Origin of the sequence: Guptibacillus hwajinpoensis, assembly GCF_020524165.1 — a bacterium.
Taxonomy (GTDB): Bacteria; Bacillota; Bacilli; order Bacillales; family Guptibacillaceae; genus Guptibacillus; species Guptibacillus hwajinpoensis_D.
This window is the reverse complement of the sequence record NZ_JAIVKU010000005.1, coordinates 857,113-882,022: the sequence shown is the minus strand read 5'-3', so window position 1 is coordinate 882,022 and position 24,910 is coordinate 857,113. Positions and strand designations below refer to the sequence as shown.

The window sequence follows — 24,910 nt, the reverse complement described above, 5'->3', positions numbered from 1 at the left end:
CCCTTCCTTTATGCAAGAACAAATTTTAAAAGGGGTAGTTATGATGAGATTGCGTTCTTTTCGTTTTCTGTGGATGGGACAGGGATTTTCCAACACGGGAGACGTTCTATATATCGTTGCGCTGATTGCTGTTCTTTACCAGGCAACGGGTTCAGCACTTTATTTGTCGCTGTTACCGTTCACGATTACAATGGCTCGTTTTTTGAGCGGAATGTGTGCACCACTTGTATTAAATCGTTATTCATTAAAAGGGTTGCTCGTTGGATCGCAGAGCATAAAAACGGTACTGTTGGGGTCGCTTGGTATATCTTTAGGGCTCTTCACTCCATCCGTTTTGTTCATTTTACCATTTGCCTTTCTAATCGCTTTTTTGGATGGATGGGCTACGCCTGCTCGAAACGCCATGCTTCCTCAACTCGTGCATGAAGCAGAACTTGCGAAAGCAAATAGTTTCGTCGCAGTCGTCGATCAGTCCATTCAATTTGGCGGTTGGGCGATTGGCGGTATTTTTGTGGCGGCTACGTCAGGACCTTTTGTGATCTGGCTTACTTTTTGCACGTATGTCATTTCCACGTTCCTAATGGCACTAATCGTTGTAAGAGAGCAACGTGATTACAAAAAGAAAATGCCATTAATGAGCGGGTGGAAACTGATATGGGAGCATCCCATTTTACGGATTTTTCATATTATGATCTTTATTGAAGCCATTGCAAATGTCGTCTGGATTGCTGCGATTCTTTACATTTTTGTAGAAGAAGTTCTCCTGAAATCAGAAGCGTGGTGGGGGTATTTAAACGCGAGCTTTTTTATCGGTTTGATCGCTGGAGGCATGTTGGTATCGAAATATACAAAATGGTTTGAACAGTATATGAAGGTGACGCTACTTATAACGTGCTTTGCCATTAGTATCCTCACGTTTCTATTTGGACTAACAAGTGTGCCTGTTATTGCCCTTCTTTTAACCGTTCTCTCAGGACTGGTGGAACAAGTAAAATCAATTATCATGGTGACGATCATTCAAAAGAAATGCCTGAAGGAGTCGCTTCCTGAAGTATTTAGTGCGCAAAGTGCTCTGATCTCAATCACATTTGGCCTTGGTTCTCTGCTATATGGTTTTCTTGCTGAAGCCGTTAGTGTGGCATTCGTTTTTGCTTTATCAGGTGTTCTATTGTTAGCATCAGCGCTTTATTTATTAAAAAGAATTCAATTTTTGGATGACTAATCGAAACAGCCCTTCATCTCGGATGGGGGCTGTTTGTTGTAGTGACTGATTATCCCTGATTCAGCATTAGCGTATAAATTTGATGTAAAGTGAACTTTACGTAAAGGTTATTTTACTTTAGAATGGAAGGGAAGAAACAAGGAGGATGGTTCGGTGAAAAATAGTCTCCGTAAAAAAAGAGCAGAAAAAGGTTATTCTCAGGACCGTCTGGCAGAAATACTCGGTGTCTCAAGGCAAACAATTATTTCAATTGAAAAGGGGAAGTACAATCCGTCCTTACCGCTTGCACTTGAAATATCAAAATTATTTGGAACGATTGTAGAGGAAGTTTTTTATTTGGATTCAGGAGGGGATGAGGAGTGAGCTTACATAAAGCGTACATTGGATTTGGATTCTTTTTTGCATTAAATGCTTTATTGCTTGTAAGTGTTGGTTTAAGTACAGGAAATGAACCGATTCCTGTCAGTTATATCATGATTGCGATGTCCATTATGACCTTTTGCTTAAGTTATCTTCAGCCACAGTTTAAGGCGAAGGATGAGCGAAGTCGAATGATACGAGAGAAAGGGATGTTTTATTCCTATTTTGCTGTGCTCGGGTATATCATGGTGTTTCTTTTCCTTCTCCAATTCAACATTGTGAATATTAGTGCAGTAACAATGCTGAGTGTGTTAGCTGCCATGCTGATTAGTACCGTTTTTGTTTCAATGGTGATCGTCGCTAAGCAGTATTAAATTCCACTATGATGATTAGAACGGATGAGAAACGGGAAACTCTTTTGTGAGATCAACAAAAAGGAGTTGGATTGACATGAGTAAATCATTACAAGCCTATTTTACAACAGAGAACGATGCAGAGAGTGCAAAAGCTGATTTGCAGACTTACTCCGTAAGTCAACTGTCAGTTGAACATATTCCAGAAGATAAAAAGCTTAACATTGATATACCTATCCCAGGGCAAGGAACGGCTACACCCGCAGGAGCGAACAATGATTTGTTCTTCTCGAACGAAACGCCTACAGGCAAACAAGAGGAGAATGCAGATCCTTCTGAGAAGGCTGATCATCAATTTCGCTATTTATTAGCATTTGAAACAGATGAATCAGATGACACGGATTTGCGTGAAGTGGTTTCAAAACATAATGGTGCGATGGAGAAATAAGGTGAAGAGCTGCGCAAATGTGCGCAGCTTTTTCTTTTGGGCGACGATAGGGGGTCAGGTACGTACCTGACCCCCACCTCCCTACCGCTTTACTCTAACGCAGAATGAAACGAACTTTTGTTGGACAGGCTGAAAGAGAAGCGAAAGATGAGAAAGACAGAACGACCGATGTTCGCTATACTTGTGAAGGAAGCGCATCGGAAGTGGCAATCTACATAAAGATTTGGTTCAATTGGAATGACACAAAACGTTGCGAAATAAAGGTCAGATTCCTTTGATTCAGGGGAGAAAAAAAGGTATACTGTTAACTAGATGATAATGATTATAAAAAGATAGTCTATTTAATTAATATCCGGACGAGAGGGGAACATATTCATGGCTAAGAAAAAAATGGGACTACTTGTAATGGCGTATGGAACGCCTTATAAAGAAGAGGATATTGAACGATATTACACACATATACGACGTGGACGTAAGCCGTCTGATGAACAATTAAAAGACCTTCAAGATCGTTACAAAGCGATCGGTGGTATTTCACCACTTGCAAAAATAACGGAAGACCAGGCGAAAGGATTAGAAGCTCACCTTAATAAGGTTCAAGATGACATTGAGTTTAAGCTGTATATTGGGTTAAAGCATATTGAACCTTTTGTTGAAGATGCTGTTCAGGAGATGCACAATGATGGAATTGAAGAAGCAGTGAGCATCGTTCTTGCACCTCATTTCTCGACATTTAGCATCAAATCATACAATGGACGAGCCAAACAAGAAGCGGAGAAAATTGGTGGACCAGTGATTCATTCGGTAGAAAGTTGGTACGATGAGCCGAAGTTTATCTCCTACTGGGCGAAGCGTATTAAAACCATTTTTGATGGGATGTCTGAACAAGAACGGGAAAAAGCCGTTTTAATAGTGTCTGCACATAGCTTACCTGAAAAAATTATCGCAAATGGAGATCCTTATCCTGATCAATTGAAAGAAACGGCTGATCTTATCGTTGAGGAATCTGGTGTGAAAAATGTGGCGATCGGTTGGCAAAGTGAAGGAAACACGCCTGATCCATGGATCGGTCCTGACGTACAGGATTTAACGCGAGATCTTCACGAAAAGCAGGGCTTTACTTCATTCGTTTATGCACCTGTAGGCTTTGTTGCTGATCATCTTGAGGTTTTGTTTGACAATGACTACGAATGTAAAGTTGTGACGGATGACATTGGAGCAAATTATTATCGACCAGAAATGCCCAATGCGCAGCATGAATTTATTGAGATTCTTTCAACTGTCGTTTTAAAGGAACTAAATAAGAAGTAAACGAAACGCAGTCTGGCTTTTTCGCAGGCTGCTTTTTTTTACGTGTACTAGTATGAAAAAAGAATTGACACGCGTAGAAAAAGAAGATAAAGTAATGAGAAATTCATGTATCGCCAGCAAAAGCTGTGAAGAGGAACCAGTAGCGCGTTATGATTAGTAGTTTCAGAGAACCAGTGGGTGGTGTGAACTGGTACAGCATAGCCGTGAATTACCCCTTAGAGCTTTCTTGACGAACGGAGTGATCTTACTAGTCAGGAACGGGAGAACCGTTATCCAAAACGAGCCGGAAGAATTTGTTTCTTCAATCAGGGTGGTATCGCGTGTTAAGCCACGTCCCTATCTATTATAGGGGCGTGGCTTTTTTAGTTCTAAAAAATAATTTATTAGGAGGTCGACAGGAATGACTAGCATCATGGATCACTTATCTGATCAGCAAAGAAAGGAAATGGAAAGGCAGTATGCGGTTTATACCCATGGAACGAGTCAAGTCATTCCCGGAGAAGAGCTTAAGCAAAAAATCGCGAGTTCGCTTATTCACAATAAACCGCTTAAGGTAAAATTAGGGCTTGATCCTTCTGCGCCGGATGTTCATATTGGTCACACCGTTGTGTTAAATAAGTTAAGACAGTTTCAAGAAAATGGGCATACCATTCAATTAATTATTGGAGACTTTACAGGGAAGATTGGTGATCCGACAGGAAAGTCTACGGCAAGAGTGCAACTGACTGATGAAGAAGTGAAACGAAATGCCGTGACCTACCTTGAACAGTTCGGAAAAGTTCTGGATCAAAGTAAAGTGGAGCTTCATTATAATGCAAAATGGCTTTCCGAACTAAAGTTTGAAGATGTGATTGAACTTGCTGGTAAAATAACGGTCGCTCGTTTACTTGAGCGGGACGACTTTGAAAATCGAATGAAGGAGAATAAACCCGTCTCTCTTCATGAATTCTTTTACCCGCTCATGCAGGGGTATGACTCTGTTCATTTAGAAAGTGATATCGAACTTGGTGGTAATGATCAATATTTTAACGTGCTTATGGGGCGTCACCTTCAAGAACAGTTCGGAAAAGAGAAACAAGTTGTATTAATGATGCCTTTGCTTGAAGGGTTAGATGGAATTGAGAAAATGTCTAAGTCAAAAGGCAACTACATCGGAATTACGGAAAAACCATCAGAAATGTATGGAAAAGCGATGTCGCTACCAGATGAACTTGTTGTAAAATACACCGAACTGATTACCGATTTATCGCTAGATGAAAAGAAGATGGTGCGACAGCAGGTGGAAGAGGATCAGATTCATCCAAGAACAGCAAAGATGAATCTCGCAAAAACCATTGTCCGCATGTTTCACGGAGAAACAGCTTCTCAAGCAGCCGAGTCCCAATTTCAGAAAGTGTTTCAGCAAAAGCAGCTGCCAACCGATATCGAGGAAGTGCTATGGGAAGGGGAACGTACTGTCTCCATTTCGAATTTAATCGTTTCACTCGGCATGCTACCCTCAACAAGTGAAGCAAGACGAATGGTGAAAAACGGCGGCATTAAGCTAAATGAGGTAAAAGTGACGGATGTTAACGAGGACGTGAAGATAGAGGATGGGCTCGTAATTCAAGTAGGAAAACGAAAATTCAAAAAAATCAAGTTCAACTAGGAAGAGGCTCCCCCTTAAGTGAAAGGGGGAGCCTCTTCGTTATTCTGTGATTGTTACATTTTCCTCTGTATGTTCATGGAGACCTTCATCATTTTCAACATGGATGGTAACCGTATAGTCGCCAGCATTTTTAAATGAGGTAGATGCTTCGTATTCTCCATCCTTCATTTCTTTAGCGTCAATCCACTCAGCTTTTTCTTCGTCTACTTTTGAGATTTCAAATCTGACGTCAGCGCCCGTTAAGGCAGAATCGTCTTTTTGCAGGTGGGCCATTAAGGAAACTTCTTCATTGACTTTTATTTCTTCAGGCTTCATCAAATGTATGGATACGTCGCTTTCGTGTTCATGCTCGTGTTCATGCTCGTGTTCATGACTTTCAGAAGCGGCTTCTTCTTCAGAACCGACCATGATTTCATTTTTCGGCATCGTATGTAGGTCGCGTGCAGTTACATGGGATTGAACAAAATATTTTCCTGCCTCATCGAGTTCCTTTTCAGCGGAATACACCCCATCACCATCGCGAGAAGCTTCGATCATTTCGCTCTCTTCTTTGGATCCTTCTTTCCATACTTCAAACATCACTTCATCTGCATCGTCTACCGTTTCATCTCCCTGAGTAACGGTTGCTGAGAAAGTCACCTTTTCGCCTTTTTCTACCTTTTCAGGAGTATCGAGTGCAACATCAAGTGTTTCCACCTGCGTTTCTTCTGCTGTTGAATTGTTTTCGGTTTCATTTGCATTATCCTGTCCGCAAGCAGCAAGTGCGACAGCGACACTAAGGATGGAAATCCAAGAACCTATTTTTCTCATGATACTCTTCCTTTCATTTGCGATTAAATCATTATCTAAGTTTACAGTATGGCCATAACTAGACTCTTGTAAACTAGATCAACACCTTAATACTAAGAAAGTTAGGAGGTAATCACAAGTGAATTTAGAAGAGACATGTGACTAGGTCATGACAAAATGGAAATCCATTTTTGGCTAAGAAGTGGGCGCTTTGAAAATATTATTTAAATCGAAGTCATTTCAGTTTCAAAGTTAACCATCATCCATTTCTCGATGTCCTGAAAACCAATTCGTTTATAAATAGTACCGGCTTCAGGATTATCATAAAAGAGACACAGTACTTTTCCTTCTTGAAGAACGTCGAAACATAACTTAGTTGTACATGTAGTAGCATAACCCTTTCGTTTATAGTCTGGTAAGGTACAGACACCAACAACCATAGCAGATTGGGAATTTTCAGCTGCTGTAGAAGCGGCTGAAACAGGTCGGCCATCCACCTCAATAAAGTATGTTCTTGATACGCCTTTCTCTTGATTACGCTGTTTTTCTTCTACAGTTTCAGTGGCATCAAATTCATCAATATTGTTATGAAGGATATGAATTTTATCAAGATCAACCAAATTTGCTTTTTTCACATCTTCCATGTTCTTTAGGGAAAGCTCATCCAAGCTTTCACACTTAGCATAGAACAGTTCCCGAATTGAACGAGGGGGGTGTGTGATATGGGGCTGAATTTGGTTGGTCACTCGCTTCAGACCCGATACCATCAGGAAGTTTGTATCGTTTGAAATGACCTTTGCAAAACCTTCCGCATCAAATTCGGCAGGAGCATAGGGAATATAGTTTCTTTCATATTTTAATAGAACAGCTCGTAATGTACCGTCCTCAGAGAAATCGCCCCAAAGTTTTTGAAATGGTTGATCATATCCATAGGCTTCAATGTCTCCTAATATAAACAAATTTTCAGCTGCATGCGGAGTTAGCAAGGAAAGGCATTGGAAATGGTCTTCTTCAGTTAATCGTCTAATCAATTGACATACTCCTCCTCTTGGATATTAATATTCAATTTTACATAAGGAAGTGTAAAAGTAAATAGATTCGGAAAATTTATCCTAATTTTACAATTTAAAAATAAACCATTAATAGTTTCACTCTACTATAAGAGTTGGGGGGTCCACTATGAACGAATGAGGGGGATGAGATGAAAAGGAATAAAGGTTTTAAACTTGTTAATGTTGGAATGATTGGATGCATGTTATTTTCAATGCTGTTTTCAACGATCATTGAAAACTCAGCACAAGCGGAGGAAGTTGGGTTCTATCCGCTTCTTATTACAGAAATATCACCGAATATTAAAGGAGCGGAAGATTATGAGTATGTGGAGCTCTACAACAATACGAATCAGCCACTCTATTTAAACGACTATGAATTCCTTTATCGCTATACAGATGGAAGTGATGAAGACAAAAAACTTACTGTCGAACCAACGGTCATCGAACCAGGTAAAACGAAGGTGTTATGGTATAACAAAAGCGGTAAAACGGTCGTTGATTTTGAAAAACATTATGGTGTCACCGACCTTCAAGATGAATTGATTAGCCTTGGTGGAGAAGAATTTAGCGGGTTTTCAAACGGAGGTAATCGGGTGGTCGTTCTCCTAGATCGAAAGGGGAATGAAATGCTTCATGCCAGTTATACTGGTGATCAGGCAGCTGAGGATTTGAGCGTGCATTATCAATATCCTACTGGTGATAAAGAGATGGTGGTTTATCAAGCTAAGCAAACACCAACACCAGGACATGTTGAAGAAACACAGGTTCCACTTAGTCCACAGCCATTATCGAATGTGGCCATTACTCATGACGGACTTACGACACAAAGTGCAAATGAAGATATGAAGATCACAGCAGGAATAACGGCGGAAACCGAATTACAGCAAGTTTATGTTGTTTACCACCCAGCTCAATTAGAAGAACCTGTTGAAATTCAAATGAAAAAAGTAGAAGACCCTTCAGAGCCTTATGGAGGGGTATACGAAGGCATCATTTCTAAAGAGGATTTTGCTTTTTCTAAAGAAATGACTTACTACATAAAGGTAGAAACAGCTCAATATACAAAGAACCACCCTATTCATGCAGGGGAGCCGTTTACAGTAAAAATAGAAGAAGCGTTAAAAAATGAGCCGCCTGTAATCAATCATGAAGTTCCTAAGCCAATTGAAAATCAAGATCTGACAATTTCCGCGGAAATAAAAGACGATACAGGCGTACAATCAGCGATTTTATCATATCGACAAGATGAGCAAATGGAGCCCGTTTCAATTCCGATGGAGCTTGGAGAGGGAGATATGTATTCAGCCGTCATTCCTTCAGAAAAAATTTGGTCAGATAAGATTTACTATACAATTAAAGCGAATGATGGAAAGCATGAGGTTACTTCTGAAGAGTATAACGTTAGCATGAATCGTCCGAGATTAGATCTAACGAAATTACCAGAGTTACTCGTTACGGAAGTTGTTCCGGATTCAACAAATGTCAATGGTGCGGATGGTTATGAATTCATTGAAGTTTACAATACGACAGATCAATCCATTAACTTTCAAGATTATAAAATACAGTACCGGTACCCGATGGATGGCCCAGAAGCAGATTTAATTTGGGCACCTCAAAAAGAAGATATCACTATTCCTTCAGGTCAGTCGATGGTTTTTTGGATTATCAATTCAGCAAATCAAAACGAAACGGTTGCTGATTTTAACAAGAATTACGGTTCAGAGCTAGTTGAAAATGAATCCATTGTAAAAGTAAAGTCAAACGGGATGTCGAATAGCAGTGACCGAGGAATTCTAGTTGCAACCAATACGGGGAAAGAGATTTCGATTGGTATGTACAACGATCAGGTCGGCATAGATGATACCGCTGCAAATAAAGGGATACTTTACACGTATCCAACAGATGGTACACAAATTCTAAGGAAAATCAGCAGTGCTACTGAGCCAGCTTCTCCAGGAGATGTGTTACCAGGTCAGGTACCAACTGATTTAATTAAGGTAGAAGAAGATAGCGAACCGCCTTCTATTGAAGCGCTACATGATTTTGGGAAAGTGAAGCAAACGGAAAATGTCGAACTAATCTTTGATGCCGAGGATAATCATCTCGTGAAGACAGTAGCACTTTTCTATAAGCATGAAAGTGAAAAGAACTTCCGCAAAGTGTATTTAAAAGAAGACTTTGACGATACATTCTATCATCACACCATCTATTCACCCGATTTGATTGGTAGAAAAGGGATTGAGTATTATACGGAAGTATCTGATGGAACGAACCGCATCAAAAGTGAGGTAAAAAAGATTGAGATTGAACAACCAATTAAAGATGCTATTCGATTAAATGTAGAAGATGGCGATATTCTCGCTGGAAAGGAAATCATTAAAGGCGCGGCAGATGGAGCAACACCAGATGATCTCCTTCTTAAAATCGATGCGAAAGAGCCTTCGAATACATACAAAGCTCTAGAAAATGAAGCTTACTTTGCATTTGATGTGAAGAAAACGAATCTCTTTTTCCAGAATGGCGTGACGATGGGAGAAGAAGCCCTTCTTATTTTTGATGATACAATCAATCGCTACATGACGCTATCGGTTCCGATTCAATCCAGTCAGCTCAAAACTGGAAACCAAAATACCATTAGTATTCGTTCTGGTACGAAGGTATCACCATTTGATACCAATTCAGAAGAAAACCGTGATGATTTCTATGTGAAGAATATTCGTCTTGTCATGAGTGATGGCACAATGATTCAAGACGAGGCTTATATGAATGCAGAACAGGAACTTACAATTGGAGATGGGGGCGGAGCTGCTCCTGTTATCGATTTTAACTTTACTCTTTCTGAAAAACTCTTTTCTTCTCTTGCTTACCAGTGGGATACAAGAAAGTCCAGGGACGGTTTGCATACCATTCAGGTTAGCGATCCAAAGAAAGGAAGCGTGGAAAAAACAGTTCTTGTTGATAATACAGCTCCAACGATCCTTCCGACGATTGAAACAAAAGAATACAAAGGGAAGTTTACGATTGATGCACAACTTGTTGATAAAACATCAGGGATGGAAGAACTGACCGCAACGCTTGATGGGGAGACAGTCGAATTGCCTTATAAGACATCTTCTGTCGACCTTGAAGCTGGTGAGCACGTTGTAGTATTTACAGGATATGATGTAGCTGGAAACAAAGCAGAAGAAAAGGTTCCATTTACAGTAGTAGAAGAACAGCCTGAAAAACCTGATGTCATTTCACCAGAAGATGGGGAAGGAAATGTAACTGGTAACCCTAAGCTAAAAGTACTTGTGGAAGATCCTACTAATGACGAGTTAGACGTTGATTTTTATAAAGGCTATCAATATTCGGCTGGAGATAAAAATATAAGCGTCCATGCGAATACAGTGGATACTGAACCACCTGGCGTTTTCAAACCTGAAGGGGAGAAAGCAATCACCGATAACGAGGTTCAGCTTATTTCCAAAGAAGATCAACAGTATATGACCACTGATTCGACGACCCAATTTCCTTATCACCGTTTTGATATTGAGGTAGAAGAGTCGGTTCAGGATCGTGATCGTATTGCTCTTAATTGGAAAGGAAAATCATTAGAAGGAAGAAAAGTATCGATGTATGCCTGGAACCATCGTCAGGCAGACTGGGATCCGATTGTACACCAAATCGCACCAGAAGGAGATTTCACACTTGAAGGGTCTGTCACGGCCAAAGATTATGTAAAAGACCAAAAAGTGACGGTTCTTGTTCAAGATGAAATTCCAGAAAATCGTGATCAATATGATTATACGTTTGTATGGATGAGCGATACGCAATATTATTCTGAAAGCTATCCGTATATCTATCAAAAGCAAACGGAGTGGATTAAAGATCAGCAAGAAGAAATGAAAATTAAATACGTTTTCCATACCGGAGATTTAGTAGATGAAGCGGATAAAGTCTACCAGTGGAACAATGCGGATGCAAGTATGAAAGTGCTTGATGATGCCGGTGTTCGTTACGGTGTTCTAGCAGGCAACCATGACGTTGATAATAAAACAGGTGACTATACGGCTTTTTCGAAGTATTTCGGTGAAGCGCGTTTTACCGATCGAGATTACTATGGTGAGTCTTATCAAGATAACAAAGGACATTATGATCTTATCTCAGAGAACGGCAATGATTACCTTATGCTTTATATGGGCTGGGGAATTGAGCAGGAAGAAATTGATTGGATGAATGCTGTTTTAGCTCAGTATCCTGATCGAATGGCGATTCTATCTTTCCATGAATATTTGCTGGTTTCAGGAAATCGAAGCCCGCTTGCGGATGAAATCTATGAAAAAGTTGTCGTGCCAAATAAGAATGTTGTTGCAACCTTATGTGGTCATTACCATGACAGTGAGTTATTAGTAGATGAAATTGACGACGATGGTGATGGGACAGCTGATCGAAACGTGTATCAAATTCTTGCAGACTACCAGGGAGGACCAGAAGGCGGGCAGGGCTATTTACGTTTGCTGCATGTGGATGTTGCGAATAATCGAATCTATATGAACACGTACTCTCCTTATTTAGATGATTATAACTTCTATGATAATGAGCAATATCCAGGTAAAGATGAATTCACGATTGATCTTAATCTAGAGCCACAAGAGAAACGTGTAGCGACTGATTATTTTGAAGTCAATGTTTATACGGAAGAAAAAATCGGTTCAGATCCTGGGGTAAAGAGTGGAGCTATTGCTGAAGCGAAGTGGAAGAAGCTTGCTAAAGGTGAAATGTATTACTGGTATGCAACTGCTTCTGATCAGTTTGGGGGAAAAACAACCTCTGACATTTGGCACTTTACAATGAAGGGGTCAAAAAATGAAAGGGTAGAAAAAGAAAAAGAATCTACTCAGAAAGAGGATAAAGAAGTAAAAGAAAATAAGAAGGATGAGAATGGCATTAAGGAAGTCCAAACAAACGACGTAATAAAAACTAAACCGAACGAAGAGCGTGTAGATGAAGAGAATTCAAGCAATGAGCAAGTAAACGAAAAAAATCTTAAGGAAAAATAGTTTTATGAAGATCGTGAGTCTACTCACGATCTCTTTGTTTTGGAAGGAAATACACGTGATCTAGCAGAAGTGAAGTAGAGAGAAGGGTGAGTAAACAATGAAAGGAACTAAAAAGGATGATAAAAGGAATTCTCTTTGACCTGGATGAAACACTTTTAAATCGAAAAGACTCGGTGGAATCATTTATACAAGATCAGTTTCAACGCTACAAACCCTATTTGGCTGGAGTAACAGAAGAAACGTATTGCTCTCGTTTCATTGAACTTGATAACAACGGATACACGTGGAAAGATCACGTTTATGAGAGGTTAGTAGAAGAGTATCAATTAAGGCTATCCTCTGTGGAACTTTTAGATGACTATCTTCTTCATTTCAGACAGCACTGTAAACCTTTTATGGGCATGCTAGAGATGCTTGAGGGATTGAAAAACCGTGGCTACCAACTTGGTATGATTACAAATGGAAGAACGGCATTTCAATTAAGCAATATCCGTGCTCTTGGAATCGAAGCGTATTTTGATACGATTATGATTTCAGAGCAGGAAGGAATTAAAAAACCAGAAAGTAAACTGTTTCTAAGAGCGCTTGAGCGTATGGATTTAAAAGCACATGAAGCGGTTTTTGTTGGTGATCATCTCATCAACGATATAAAAGGTGCGAAAGACGTAGGAATGAGAGCGATATGGAAAAAACGAGATGAAGATACTGAAGAGACAGGAGAGGTCTACGTCCATTCATTGCTCGACCTTTTATCAGTTTTAGAAGAATGGACTGCTGAAATAAATAAGACTAATCAACGTTGAAGCTAGCGGAGCCTTTCTACAAATTGATCAGTAGAGATTGTGTTCGCAAACCATTGAAGCGTTTGATTATGATGTTGAATAATTTGTGAAGCCTTTAAAGTAGGCGTATGCCAGGTACTATGTGCATCTCCAATTAAACTAGTAGAAAATCCTCTGCTTTGAGCACTTCGACACGTCGTATCAATACAGACTTCCGTTTGGATACCGGCAATAAGTAAGTGTTTGATCCCTTTCAAATGTAGCTGTTCTTCGAGTGTTGTATGATAAAAAGAATCGGGAGCTGTTTTCTGAATGATCACATCGTCTTTTTCAACTGTTAGAAAAGGGTGTAGTTTCCAGTCGTAACTATAGCGTTGCAAATGTTGACCGTTAGTTTCATGTTGGATATAAAAAACGGGTATGCCCTCTGATTTAGCAGAGGCAATGAGTTTTTTTAGATTATATAGAAGTTTTGCATCATGATAGACGGACGCTCCGCGCTGAAACATACGGTTTTGTACATCAATAATGAGAAGTGCGGTTGCTTGCAAGTATATCTCCTCCTCTAGAATAGGAACAAACGTTCCGTTCTTTTATCATACCCTGATCCTAATAAAAATTCAACCTGTATTTGGAAAAAAGAACTTACTGAGAGTAAGAATGTTTAAAATGACCAAGAAACGGGGACATTTCAGATGTATGCAAATTAGAAGGAGCTGATATTCAATGAGTAATGTAATGTTTACTTCACAAGCAACTGCAGAAGGCGGACGTAATGGACAAGTTAAATCTTCGGACGGTTTAATTGACTTAAATCTTGTTATGCCAACTGAGAAATCAAGCGAAACAGGCTCAAATCCTGAGCAACTGTTTGCGGCTGCTTATGCAGCTTGTTATGATGGTGCATTAAATCTTGTGGCATCGAAGAAAAAAATGGATATTGATTCGAAAATCACAGCAGACGTTAGCTTGTTGAAAGATGAAGCAGATAATGGTTTCAAAATTGGAGCAGCACTCACAGTAGAAATTAAAGGCGTGAGTCAGGAAGACGCAGAAATGTTAGCAAAAGAAGCTCACAAAGTATGCCCTTACTCTAAAGCAACACGAGGCAATATTGATGTAGAAATTAATGCTAAAGCTGTATAAAACTAAAAGCCGTGCTCCTCATTGGGAGCGCGGCTTTTTCTTGTGGTTATTCCTGGAATTCAATATCTTTGGGAAGTTCTGTGACATCAGCGCCATTAAAGAACGTCTTTGAAAGATCGCGAATCGTACCATCTTCGAGCATTTCTTCAATCACGCCATTTACCTTAGAAATAAGCTCTTCGTTTTCCTTATTCATCAAGACGCCACCTTCACTTGGCATGTACTGAATATCAGGGTGGATGGTCAGATCAAGTTCAGGGAAGGCTGCTAGAGCCAAGCGCTGCAAGTAGACATCATTTAGAATAACATCTGTTCTGCCATTCTCAACGTCCCGCAAGTATTGTTCATTTGTCGCGTTATCGTAGATCACTTCTTCAGCGCCTTTTTCTTTTGCCAATTTCATAAAGTTGGTTGTCGCCGCACCGGCTGCTTTCTTTCCTTCTAAATCATTGATTGATTCAATTCCAGAAAGGTCATCTGCGCGTACAATCGCTGTCCCGTATGAATGTTTGTAAGGTGTAGAAAGAGCGAATTTTTCTTTACGTTCTTCTGTAATGCCGATATCATTAGCGGCCATGTCAACTTTTCCAGTTTGCACCGCCGTCAACATGCCATCAAAGCCCATTTCAACAAATTCTACTTTTAAATCAAGGCGATTAGCTAATTCTTTCACGATTTCTACATCGAAACCTGTTAACTCATTCGTCTCTTGTTCGTGAAACGATGTTGGATAAAGTGTGCCGGATGTTGCTACTTTAATGGTGCCCTCATCCTGAATTTCTTCCCATGCTGTCACTTTTTCCTCTTCTTTTGAGTTGCTGTTCCCACATGCCGCTAGTACTCCAACAGTGGCTAAGACTAGCAACAAAAGGATATGTTTGAATTTCATTTAGTATTTCCCCCTTTTTAGTCAGAACTTTACCATAGCAAACCATCCCCCTTTCTAGCAAACGATTTAGACTAAATAGTGATGCCGTTCAAATCCTGAAGACTCATGGAAGTGAATATTCAGAGGAGTGAAAAATCATCATCGTACATAAGACCCAGTTTAATTTATAGATGAGAGGGTAACAGGTGCATATCGAAGTCCATAAGTTGCGGGTGATTCAATAAAGAAAGGGGAATCAAGGTTTGAAACAATCAATCGGAAGTTGCACTCACCGCTACTCGGTTGTGCAACATCAAGCCAAAATGGCGATTGAACATTCTAAGCGCTTGTCTAAGAAAAAAGTAGATATCCGAAAATTATCACAAATGACGGGCTTTTCAGAAGAACAAATTCTTGAATCGATGGAATTTGGAGATCCAAATTTCAAACCTGAGCGTCCGACAGTTCCAAAACAAAATATTCATTTAGAAATTTAACATGGATGAGCCTGCTTTGATAAAAGTAGGCTTTTTTTTATGAAACGCGAGAAAAGGGAAAAGTTGGTTAGTTTTAGGGCTAGATGGGTACAAGATAGACATAGAAAAAGAGATAAACAATTGATTAAAAGCGGGTGGAAACCCCTTTAATCTGAAAGGAGAGATTCATGAACGAAAAGAAAAATCAGAAAGTGAACTCAGTATTTTGGATTTCTGGATTAGTCATATTCATTCTTGTCATCTGGGGAGCGCTTGTCCCTCAATCATTTGCATCTGTAGCCAGTTCAGTCTATTCATTTACAACGAATGCATTTGGCTGGTTTTATTTATTGGCCGTTATCTTCTTTGTGCTGTTTTGTTTCTATCTTGCCATTAGTAAGTATGGGAAAATTCGCTTAGGTGATGATGAGGAGAAACCGGAGTATCCTTTTTTTACCTGGATTGGTATGTTGTTTAGTGCTGGTTTTGGTGTTGGTCTTGTCTTCTGGGGTGTCGCAGAGCCGATGACGCATTTCGCAAATCCTCCAACTGGGTTTGGAGTTGAAGGAGAGACGGAGCAAGCAGCAAAGCTTGCAATGCGGTATTCATTTTTCCATTGGGGAATTCACCAGTGGTCCGTATTTACAGTTGTCGGTCTTGTGATGGCTTATTTCCAATATCGGAAAGGTCGCAGAAGTTTGATCAGTGAAACAATTTCGAGTGAATCAAATGGGAATAAAAAGTCATCCTGGAAAAAAGTCATTAACATTCTTGCTGTTATTGCAACCGTAATGGGTGTCGCTACATCACTTGGATTTGGTATCTTGCAAATCAATGGCGGATTAGATTATATGTATGGACTTCCGCAAAATGCTATGGTGCAGATTGGTATTACGGCTATACTCTTTCTCTTATATATGGCCTCTTCTACAACGGGACTAAACAAAGGCATCAAGTATTTGAGTAATTTAAACCTTGCCCTTGCGCTACTATTGATGCTGTTTATTCTCTTCCTTGGACCAACGGTATTTATTCTTGAAAGTTTTACACTTGCTCTGGGAGGATATATTCAGAAGTTTATTGAAATGAGCTTTTTTATGACTCCCTATCAAGGTGGATCATGGGTGAAAGAATGGACCGTCTTCTATTGGGCATGGGTCATTGCGTGGTCACCATTTATTGGCGCTTTCGTTGCTCGTGTTTCAAAAGGGCGTTCTATTCGGGAAATGATCTTCGGGGTATTGATTGTGCCACCGTTCATTGCCATGGTTTGGATTGCTGTATTTGGTGGAGCAGCTTTTCATCTCGATCTCTTTCAAGGTACAGCCATTGCAGATGCGGTGAATAACGATGTCACGAGCGCTTTATTTGTCACACTAGAGCAATTTCCACTCACTCAAGTGCTATCCATCTTATCTCTCTTTCTCATTTGCGTCTTTCTTGTTACGTCGGCTGATTCAGCTACCTTTGTGTTAGGGATGATGACTTCAGACGGCGACTTAAATCCCTCCCTATTCTCTAAGCTCGTATGGGGGACCCTTATTGCGGCCATTACCGCCGTATTAATTATTAGTAGTGGACTGCAGGGCCTACAAACGGCTTCTCTTGTAGCGGCTCTACCGTTCACGGTTATCTTAGTTATGATGTGCGTTAATCTTTTTAAATCGTTACGGAAAGAAGTGAGCGTAGCGGAAAAGAAGCGAGAGCAAAGCTTATTAAAGAAGGTAACAGAAGCAACGAAGGAGAAAAAAGATCGTCGACAAAAACAATCTTCTTGATTAGACGTAAGAAAATAGCTTTTACATGTATCCATCTCGTCTCTTCATCTTGTAGACTATAGGTAGGCAGGCGTTCGTTGCTTTGGTAAAAGAGTGAGATCGGCGTCAATTTCACGAACTTGTGAAAGAAAGAGGATTGAAAATGTCAGACATTTTATGGATAGCGTATCTCGGAATATTAGGAGCCCCTGCGATAGGCTTTTTACTAAAAGGTAAGTATAAAACAACCGCAATGAAAATTGATTTTCTCGTCTCATGCATGACGTGGACTGGTTTATTTGGCTATGTCACAAGCATAAATATGGGACCCGTTCTATTATGGAAAATTGTCTTTTTTGTAGGGATTGTATGGGATCTACTATTTGTGATTTATATCGACCAGAGTGATGAAGCCATTGAGGGAGTGAGTGAGAAAACGGTGAAAGCCACTACAGTTATTTTCTCGATCATAATGCTACTCCCCCTTTATTATGGTCTTTATCGCTATGCATTTTAAAATAACGGAATGAAAAAGACGCGTTGCCCACTAGGGGGAACGCGTCTTTCATGTAGATATTAACCAAGTGCGACATCAAGCACCATCATTACTGAAAAACCAATCATTAGTGACATGGATGCAATCTGTACGTTTCCTTTTTCTTGAGAGCCAGGAATAATCTCTTTAGCTACAACAAAAATCATTGCTCCAGCTGCAAAGCTCAGCGCATACGGTAAAAGGGGCTGAATGTAAATAACAGCAAGTGCCCCAACAACAGCAGCGATTGGCTCAACAACACCTGATAACTGTCCGTAGAAAAAGCTTTTTGCTCTCGACATACCGTCTCCTCGAAGTGGAACAGAGACCGCCGTTCCTTCAGGAATGTTTTGAATACCAATCCCGATTGCAAGTGCAATGGCGCCTGCAAGTGTGGAAGTTGAGAATTCTGCAGCTACTGCGCCGAACGCCACTCCAATCGCAAGTCCCTCGGGAATGTTGTGCATCGTAATGGAGAAAACGAGCATGGCTGTACGGTGTTTTGCTTTTTTACCTTTAATGTCTTTAAAATACAAATCTTCATTAATATGTGGCAAGATGCGGTCAACAAGAAGAAGGAAAAAACCTCCTAATAGAAAACCGACAACCGCTGGAATATACCCTGGAACTCCCTGTTGCTCAGCCATTTCAATTCCCGGACTAAGCAGAGACCAAAAGCTTGCTGCAATCATCACGCCTCCTGCAAATGCAAGCATACCATCAAAGACTTTCTGATTAACTGTTCTTGTGAAAAAGACAAATGATGCACCAAGTGCAGTGGCGCCCCATGTGAATAACGTAAAGAGGAATGCCTGTGAAACAGGGCTTAATCCAACAATCCAATCACCCATTCGTAAACTCTCCTTCTATAAATCTCTCTATACTTTCCTATCATCATATTTTTTGCCTTAAGGAAAAAAACTATACTTCCAAGTCTAATGCCCCTGTCGGTAACTGTCAACTTTAGTGGGCGATTGTCAATTGGAAAAAACAACACCACCCAGCACTGGGTGGTGTTGATACATGATTATTTCGTAATGGTTACTGCCTGACTTAGCATGGCCAGCATATCGTCCTTAATATGCTTCCACATGTCGTGATCTGTTGTAAATCGTTCCGTCGTTTCACTAATAAAAGAGAGAAATGCCTTTTTGAAGTTTGGATCTCCTTTTGGAGGAAGGGACTGCTTTGCTCGGTCAACATAAGATTGGACTTCAGGAGCACGAGGTCCCCACTTTCCAATTTCTCGACCTTCTGTATCGACTAGGACGATAATCGGAATTGATCGTGCCGTCCCATTTGTTAAATAGTAATCCATTAATTCAAGGTGATTGTCACGAATAAAATAAAATCCTTCAATTAAGGCCTCGTCAGCCATTCGCATAAAAATAGGGAGGTTAACCATCGCATCACCGCACCAGTCAGCTGTTATCACAAGAGCACGTAGCTTCTCTGATTGAAGAGAACGAAGGAATGTAAGGTCATCTTCTTCGAGGGTCACGTGGTTATAAATGGTTAGTAAATCATCTCTGTGCTCGTCCATACTATGGATGTATTGTTCTTTGGACATGCCCCTGTCAAACCAATTTGTTAGATCCATTGATCGCCCTCCTTTATTTGTGTCTAAATGAATTATACTACGAAAAAGCTCGAATTCCTTTTATACACAAGAGACTTTTCTCACTAAAGCATATTAATAGTGACATAACCATCAAAATGATACAATTGAGTCACTTAAAGGACGTGATAAAAGTGAATTCGGTCGGACCAATTCAGAGTAAAGAACAGATCGATCATTTAAAAAAAGTTTTATTAGAGCGATCGAAGCGAGATCATTTGTTATTTGTTCTTAGTATTAATACAGGGATGCGTCTAGCATCGCTTTTACATCTCACACTTGACCTTGTAATGATAAATGGTTCGATTAAAGAATACCTTGATGCCTCTATTACCGAAACAACAGATATCTACCTCAATTCAGAAGTGAAACGCGCTCTTACGCTTTATGTGAATGAGCATTCTTCAAATCATAACTTTTACCTTTTTCATACGAAAAAAGATCCTTCTCATCCAATTACAAGACAGCAGGTTCATCGTATCTTATCACAAGCGGGGAAAGATGCAGCACTTGAGCATCCCATTAGCTTTCATAGTTTAAGAAAAACGTTTGGTTATCATGCGTTCCAGCAGGGGGTAGCCGTGTCACTCATTCAAAAAATCTATGGACATGCGACGAGAAGTGAAACCTTAAAATATATCGGTATAAATTCTGAGCAAATTCCGAAACTGAAGATTGATGTGCATTTATAGAAGGGAGGAAGATCAATGGAGACAAATGCAGTAATCTTATTCAGCGCCATCTTTTTAATTGGTGGTGTTCTGATGGCCAAATTTTCTTCCCGGTTAGGTGTCCCGGCACTTGTCTTGTTTATTATTGTGGGAATGATTACAGGAAGTGATGGACTCGGTTATATTTATTTTGATAATGCTTCCCTAACACAGTCATTAGGTATTTTAGCACTCGTACTGATCTTGTTTGATGGTGGCTTACAAACAGAATGGCGTCGTACGAAAGCTGTTCTTCCTATTTCATTGTCTCTCGCAACAGCAGGCGTACTTATCACGTCAGGGTTATTTGGCGTTGCGGCTAAAATGATTTTAGATGTGAATTGGAATGAAGCGCTACTCTTAGGTGCGATTGTAGGGTCAACAGATGCAGCAGCGGTCTTTGCCGTGTTGAAAGGGAAGAACATTAAGCGGAAGTTGCAATCGACTCTTGAAGCAGAATCAGGATCGAATGACCCAATGGCTATGTTTTTAACGCTTACTTTATTACAGCTCGCCATTGGAGAGACTGCCTTTGGTGCGTCCGTCATTCTGTCGTTCTTCTGGCAAATGGGCGCTGGACTACTACTAGGTGTCTTGTTTGGATTTGCGGCCTCATGGGCGATGAAGAATATCGAGTTAGGTTCTAACGGGTTATACCCTGTTTTTTCAATTGCGATTGCCTTAATTACATATAGCGCAACAGATTTAATCAACGCAAGCGGACTGCTTGCCGTTTATGCTGCAGCGCTTGTACTTGGTAATACGAAAAGCCTTCCATATGGCCAAACAATTTTCCGCTTCCACGATGGAATCGCTTGGATGATGCAAATCTTAATGTTTATTATGCTAGGTCTCCTTGTGAATCCTTCCGAACTATTCTCAACGTGGATTGTATTGAAAGGGTTAGCCCTCTCATTTATCTTGATTGTGATCGCTCGCCCGATTGCTGTCTTTCTTTCAAGTATCCCGTTTAAGTTCACCCTGAAAGAAAAAACCTTTCTTTCTTGGGCCGGATTAAGAGGCGCCGTGCCAATTGTGTTAGCGACTTTCCCGCTATTAGAAGGATTAGAAAATAGCCAGCTTTTCTTTAACCTTATTTTCTTTATCGTTCTCACTTCTGCCCTTGTACAGGGAGCGACAATTCCTTTAATAGGGAAAAGGTTAGGATTGACTGGTCCTGAAGTTCATGTGCCTTCTCATTCATTAGAGCTCGTTTCATCGACTACGGTTAATGCAGAGATGATTCCTTATACAATTACATCATCCTCTAAGTTAATTGGAAAAGAGTTATCCGATATTTCTTTTCCCGATAAAGTGCTGGTTAGTGCGATTATAAGACGAGATGAATTAATCGCTCCTTCTGGAGATACACAAATCAAGGTAAATGATGTGCTTTATATTCTTGTTGAAAATCAGAAAAAGTCAGAGCTTGAAAAGGTACTAGGGATTCGAAAAACAATCGGAAGTTAGTTATAAAATGGATTAAAGGGGCTTTCCACTGGAAAGTCCCTTCAATCGTTTCGTTCATATTCAGTTAGGGAAAATTCATTTTACCTAACTATTTTCTAGTGTGGTAGTAGAAGAAAATAAGTGTCTAACAATGAAGAAGGAAGGTTATTGACAATGCCTGAAGGTCCTGAAATTAGAAGAGCTGCAGACCAGGTTGAGAAAGCGTTACGAAAAGGAAGCGTGATGGATGTATTCTTTGCTTTCGAACATTTAAAGGGATATGAATCCATATTAAGTGGGGCAGAGGTAACGAAGGTCGATACGAAAGGAAAGGCGATGCTGATTCGGTTTGATAATGGATATACGATTTACTCGCACAATCAGCTTTATGGGAAATGGGTGATACGGAATGCCTACAATTATCCAAAAACAAATCGGCAGCTACGTTTAGCCCTTCATAATGAGAAGAAGTCTGCCCTCCTATATAGTGCATCAGATATTGAAGTACTACGCGATGAAGAAGTGCCTCTCCATCCGTTTATTGCAAAGGTTGGGCCTGATTTACTGAGTGAAGACGTAAGTGCGGACCAATTGAAGGAGCGCTTTGTATCAAAAGCCTTCCATAAGAAAAAGTGGACTTCCCTTTTACTAGATCAGTCATTTATTGGAGGTATTGGAAACTATTTAAGAAGTGAGATTCTCTTTCTTGCAGGTATTCATCCGGATTTACGGCCGATTGATTGCTCAGAGCGGCAGTTAACGAAAGCGGCTGAAGCTACGGTGAAGCTCGTACATCAATCCTATCAACATAACGGGATTACAAATGATCTTGAGCTAGCAATGAAGCTGAAGGAGAAAGGACAAAAACGCCCCCAATATAGACACTGGGTTTTTAATCGAGAAGGGGAGGCATGCCGAATTGATGGTACAGAGATTCAAAAAGTCAGAGTGGGTTCTAGAAGATTGTATTTTTGCCCAACGTGTCAAACAAAATAGAAAAACCTTGCAAACGCATTCAAGGGTATGGTAAATTATCTGTAACCGGTTACACAAAGGTGAAGGAGTGAAGCAAATGGCTACAATTCGAGATGTAGCAGAACAAGCGGGAGTATCTGTCGCGACCGTTTCTCGTGTTCTAAATGATAATGGTTATGTAGGAGCGGAAACGAGAAAACGTGTGATGGCTGCGATCGAAGGTTTGAACTACAGTCCAAATGAAGTAGCACGCTCACTCTATAAACGTGAATCAAGGTTAATTGGACTGCTTCTTCCTGATATTACGAACCCCTTTTTTCCTCAGTTAGCCCGTGGGATTGAGGACGAGGTTCATCGCGCTGGATTCCGGTTATTACTTGGAAATAGCGATGAAGAAGCGAGTAAAGAGTTAGAATATATTCAAACCTTTTTACAAAATCAAGTTGTTGGCATCATGTCAGCAACAAATAATACAGATAGCGAGAATTATACAAATCTAGATTTACCGGTTGTTTTTCTAGACCGTGTGTCGAAACAACACCCTTCCGTGTATGCAGATGGAATAGAGGGAGGGCGACTTGCAGCACGAACACTTGTTGAGAGGGGTTCAAAAAGAATTACTCTTATAAAAGGACCTGGCCATATACAGCCCGCTATGGATCGATTTCAGGGAGCACTTGCAGTATTAAGTGAAGCGGAAGTTGATTTTTCTGTTCTCTCAACATCGTCTTATGCGTTTGATGATGCGCGTACATGGGCTGAAGAACTATTTGCAAAGTATCCTGATACAGATGGAGTGATCGCAAGTAATGATATTGTAGCGATTGCCATTTTACATGAAGCACTTCGTCTTGGCAGAAGGATTCCGGACGACTTACAGCTGATTGGATACGATGATATTCCGTTTAGTAGCTTGTCCTATCCTTCTTTATCAACGATTAGGCAACCTGCTTATGAAATGGGGAAGGAAGCAGCGAAGTTACTCATTCGAATGATTCAAAAAGAAAAAGAAGTTGAGCAGACGATTCAATTACCAGTGACGCTAATCGAACGAAATACAACAAGAAAGGTTGATCCAAATGCGTAAAGCAAAAATAGCTGTGATCGGAAGTTCTTCAATGGATCTTGTCGTAACTTCCAAGAAACGTCCAGGAGCTGGAGAAACGATATTAGGAGAATCATTTAAAACCATTCCTGGTGGGAAAGGGGCAAACCAAGCCGTTGCTGCTGCACGACTTGGTGCGGAAGTGTATATGATTGGCTGTGTCGGAGACGATCATTACGGCGAGGCGATCTTAAGAAACTTTCAAAATAATGGTGTTAACACTGAATATGTGGAACCGGTTACAGGTGTTGAAAGCGGAACAGCTCATATCATTTTAGCAGAAGGTGATAACAGCATTGTTGTTGTTAAAGGGGCGAATGATTACGTTACACCTCGTTATATCAATCAAACAGCTGAGCTTATTGAAAGCTGCGATCTTGTGATGATTCAGCAGGAAATACCTGAAGAAACAGTCGAGTTTGTGGCTGAACTATGTAAGAAAGTCGAAGTTCCATTGCTACTTAATCCAGCACCCGCTAGAGTCATCTCACAAAAAGTGATTGACTGTTCAACGTACATGACACCTAATGAACATGAAGCGAACGTTCTTTTTGATGGCCAAGCAATGAGCCATTCATTAAGAACTTATCCAGAAAAATTGTTCATCACGGAAGGCGCTGCAGGCGTGCGTTATTTTAATGGACAGGAAGAAGTGTTGGTTCCCTCCTTTAAAGTAGAGGCGGTTGATACAACAGGAGCTGGGGATACATTTAACGCTGCATTTGGAACAGCCATTGCGGAAGGGAAGACGCTTACAGAAAGCATAACGTTTGGTAATCGAGCAGCTTCTCTTTCTGTTACCGGGTTTGGTGCACAGGGTGGTATGCCAACACGTGAAGAAGTAGAAAGGATGCTAGCAGAATGAAGAAAAGAGGAATGTTAAATAGTCACATTTCAAAAGTGCTTGCCGATTTAGGACATACAGATCAGATTGTGGTTGCAGATGCTGGTCTACCTGTCCCTGATGGGGTAAAGAAAATTGATCTTGCCTTAAAACCGGGTGTGCCTGCTTTTACTGATGTTGTTAACGAACTTCTACATGAAATGGTTGTGGAGCGTGTCACGCTTGCAAGTGAAATTGAAGGCAACGAGAACGTACATGATTGGCTAAAGAAAGAACTTCAAGGAATAGAACAAATCTATGTTGATCATGAAGCATTTAAAGAGCAAACGAGGCAGGCAAAAGTTGTCATCCGTACAGGTGAGACAACGCCATATGCCAACTGCATTCTTCATTCAGGAGTAATCTTTTAAACGAGGTGAA

The 24,910-nt window shown here is 40.4% G+C and carries 24 protein-coding genes and 1 other annotated feature; of the genes, 18 read left to right on the top strand and 6 right to left on the bottom strand.

Going from position 1 to position 24,910, the window contains the following annotated elements; genetic code table 11:
- Nucleotides 1-40: 40 nt before the first annotated feature.
- The 6 genes from LC090_RS17640 (at nucleotide 41) to tyrS (ending at nucleotide 5,342) form a co-directional block, all read left to right on the top strand.
- Nucleotides 41-1,222: an MFS transporter gene (locus LC090_RS17640; RefSeq protein ID WP_226659316.1), complete on the top strand. Its 1,182-nt coding sequence runs from the start codon at nucleotides 41-43 to the stop codon at nucleotides 1,220-1,222.
- Nucleotides 1,223-1,375: 153 nt separating this feature from the next.
- On the top strand, nucleotides 1,376-1,585 hold the full coding sequence (locus LC090_RS17635) for a helix-turn-helix transcriptional regulator (RefSeq protein WP_226659315.1): 210 nt from the start codon (nucleotides 1,376-1,378) through the stop codon (nucleotides 1,583-1,585).
- Nucleotides 1,582-1,956: a permease gene (locus LC090_RS17630; RefSeq protein ID WP_226659314.1), complete on the top strand. Its 375-nt coding sequence runs from the start codon at nucleotides 1,582-1,584 to the stop codon at nucleotides 1,954-1,956. The genes LC090_RS17635 and LC090_RS17630 overlap by 4 nt, the downstream gene beginning before the upstream one ends.
- Before the next feature lie 76 nt (nucleotides 1,957-2,032).
- A complete protein-coding gene (locus LC090_RS17625) occupies nucleotides 2,033-2,383 on the top strand; it encodes a hypothetical protein (protein WP_226659313.1) in 351 nt (116 codons plus the stop codon).
- A 375-nt stretch (nucleotides 2,384-2,758) separates the two neighbouring features.
- On the top strand, nucleotides 2,759-3,694 hold the full coding sequence (gene hemH / locus LC090_RS17620; RefSeq protein WP_226659312.1) for a ferrochelatase: 936 nt from the start codon (nucleotides 2,759-2,761) through the stop codon (nucleotides 3,692-3,694).
- Between the two features lie 116 nt (nucleotides 3,695-3,810).
- Nucleotides 3,811-4,035: a binding site (T-box leader), on the top strand.
- Nucleotides 4,036-4,094: 59 nt separating this feature from the next.
- Nucleotides 4,095-5,342, top strand: coding sequence for a tyrosine--tRNA ligase (gene tyrS, locus LC090_RS17615; protein ID WP_226659311.1), 1,248 nt, complete (start codon nucleotides 4,095-4,097; stop codon nucleotides 5,340-5,342).
- 39 nt (nucleotides 5,343-5,381) lie between these two features.
- Here tyrS and LC090_RS17610 read toward each other — a convergent pair whose 3' ends face one another.
- Together LC090_RS17610 and LC090_RS17605 are read right to left on the bottom strand one after the other, a co-directional pair.
- A complete protein-coding gene (locus tag LC090_RS17610) occupies nucleotides 5,382-6,152 on the bottom strand; it encodes a FixH family protein (RefSeq protein WP_226659310.1) in 771 nt (256 codons plus the stop codon).
- A gap of 203 nt (nucleotides 6,153-6,355) precedes the next feature.
- The gene (locus LC090_RS17605) at nucleotides 6,356-7,162 is read right to left on the bottom strand and encodes a GNAT family N-acetyltransferase (protein ID WP_226659309.1); all 807 of its coding nucleotides are present in this window, start codon (nucleotides 7,160-7,162) and stop codon (nucleotides 6,356-6,358) included.
- 170 nt (nucleotides 7,163-7,332) lie between these two features.
- Between LC090_RS17605 and LC090_RS17600 the strand changes: the two genes are divergently transcribed.
- Nucleotides 7,333-12,225 (top strand): lamin tail domain-containing protein, encoded by a 4,893-nt coding sequence (locus LC090_RS17600; protein WP_226659308.1) that lies wholly within the window; start codon nucleotides 7,333-7,335, stop codon nucleotides 12,223-12,225.
- Nucleotides 12,226-12,341: 116 nt separating this feature from the next.
- Nucleotides 12,342-13,028, top strand: a complete 687-nt coding sequence (locus LC090_RS17595) for an HAD family hydrolase (RefSeq protein ID WP_226659307.1) — start codon at nucleotides 12,342-12,344, stop codon at nucleotides 13,026-13,028.
- 2 nt (nucleotides 13,029-13,030) lie between these two features.
- Here LC090_RS17595 and LC090_RS17590 read toward each other — a convergent pair whose 3' ends face one another.
- Nucleotides 13,031-13,558, bottom strand: coding sequence for a cysteine hydrolase family protein (locus tag LC090_RS17590; RefSeq protein ID WP_226659306.1), 528 nt, complete (start codon nucleotides 13,556-13,558; stop codon nucleotides 13,031-13,033).
- 175 nt (nucleotides 13,559-13,733) lie between these two features.
- On the opposite strand from LC090_RS17590, the gene LC090_RS17585 reads away from it, so the two are divergent.
- Nucleotides 13,734-14,153, top strand: coding sequence for an organic hydroperoxide resistance protein (locus LC090_RS17585; RefSeq protein ID WP_098442416.1), 420 nt, complete (start codon nucleotides 13,734-13,736; stop codon nucleotides 14,151-14,153).
- A 46-nt stretch (nucleotides 14,154-14,199) separates the two neighbouring features.
- Here the strand turns inward: LC090_RS17585 and LC090_RS17580 are convergent, their stop codons facing one another.
- The gene (locus LC090_RS17580; protein ID WP_226659305.1) at nucleotides 14,200-15,042 is read right to left on the bottom strand and encodes a transporter substrate-binding domain-containing protein; all 843 of its coding nucleotides are present in this window, start codon (nucleotides 15,040-15,042) and stop codon (nucleotides 14,200-14,202) included.
- 242 nt (nucleotides 15,043-15,284) lie between these two features.
- On the opposite strand from LC090_RS17580, the gene LC090_RS17575 reads away from it, so the two are divergent.
- The 3 genes from LC090_RS17575 to LC090_RS17565 all read left to right on the top strand — a co-directional run bounded on the left by LC090_RS17575 (nucleotide 15,285) and on the right by LC090_RS17565 (nucleotide 17,771).
- The gene (locus LC090_RS17575) at nucleotides 15,285-15,518 is read left to right on the top strand and encodes a hypothetical protein (protein WP_226659304.1); all 234 of its coding nucleotides are present in this window, start codon (nucleotides 15,285-15,287) and stop codon (nucleotides 15,516-15,518) included.
- A gap of 167 nt (nucleotides 15,519-15,685) precedes the next feature.
- Entirely contained in the window at nucleotides 15,686-17,275 is a 1,590-nt protein-coding gene (locus LC090_RS17570; RefSeq protein WP_226659303.1) for a BCCT family transporter, read from the top strand.
- 142 nt (nucleotides 17,276-17,417) lie between these two features.
- Nucleotides 17,418-17,771 carry a hypothetical protein gene (locus LC090_RS17565; RefSeq protein WP_226659302.1) on the top strand — a complete coding sequence of 118 codons (354 nt, stop codon included), beginning with the start codon at nucleotides 17,418-17,420 and terminating at the stop codon, nucleotides 17,769-17,771.
- 59 nt (nucleotides 17,772-17,830) lie between these two features.
- Here LC090_RS17565 and LC090_RS17560 read toward each other — a convergent pair whose 3' ends face one another.
- Nucleotides 17,831-18,640, bottom strand: a complete 810-nt coding sequence (locus LC090_RS17560; protein WP_226659301.1) for a ZIP family metal transporter — start codon at nucleotides 18,638-18,640, stop codon at nucleotides 17,831-17,833.
- A gap of 176 nt (nucleotides 18,641-18,816) precedes the next feature.
- Nucleotides 18,817-19,389, bottom strand: coding sequence for a thioredoxin family protein (locus tag LC090_RS17555; RefSeq protein ID WP_226659300.1), 573 nt, complete (start codon nucleotides 19,387-19,389; stop codon nucleotides 18,817-18,819).
- Nucleotides 19,390-19,541: 152 nt separating this feature from the next.
- On the opposite strand from LC090_RS17555, the gene LC090_RS17550 reads away from it, so the two are divergent.
- The 6 genes from LC090_RS17550 (at nucleotide 19,542) to rbsD (ending at nucleotide 24,900) form a co-directional block, all read left to right on the top strand.
- Nucleotides 19,542-20,099, top strand: coding sequence for a tyrosine-type recombinase/integrase (locus tag LC090_RS17550; protein ID WP_226659299.1), 558 nt, complete (start codon nucleotides 19,542-19,544; stop codon nucleotides 20,097-20,099).
- A 15-nt stretch (nucleotides 20,100-20,114) separates the two neighbouring features.
- Nucleotides 20,115-21,587, top strand: coding sequence for a potassium/proton antiporter (locus LC090_RS17545; protein ID WP_226659298.1), 1,473 nt, complete (start codon nucleotides 20,115-20,117; stop codon nucleotides 21,585-21,587).
- Nucleotides 21,588-21,740: 153 nt separating this feature from the next.
- A complete protein-coding gene (nei, locus tag LC090_RS17540; RefSeq protein WP_226659406.1) occupies nucleotides 21,741-22,562 on the top strand; it encodes an endonuclease VIII in 822 nt (273 codons plus the stop codon).
- 76 nt (nucleotides 22,563-22,638) lie between these two features.
- Entirely contained in the window at nucleotides 22,639-23,628 is a 990-nt protein-coding gene (locus LC090_RS17535; RefSeq protein WP_226659297.1) for a LacI family DNA-binding transcriptional regulator, read from the top strand.
- Nucleotides 23,621-24,511, top strand: a complete 891-nt coding sequence (gene rbsK, locus LC090_RS17530; protein ID WP_226659296.1) for a ribokinase — start codon at nucleotides 23,621-23,623, stop codon at nucleotides 24,509-24,511. Before LC090_RS17535 ends, rbsK begins: the two co-directional genes overlap by 8 nt.
- The gene (gene rbsD, locus LC090_RS17525) at nucleotides 24,508-24,900 is read left to right on the top strand and encodes a D-ribose pyranase (RefSeq protein WP_226659295.1); all 393 of its coding nucleotides are present in this window, start codon (nucleotides 24,508-24,510) and stop codon (nucleotides 24,898-24,900) included. Before rbsK ends, rbsD begins: the two co-directional genes overlap by 4 nt.
- The last annotated feature ends 10 nt before the right edge of the window (nucleotides 24,901-24,910 follow it).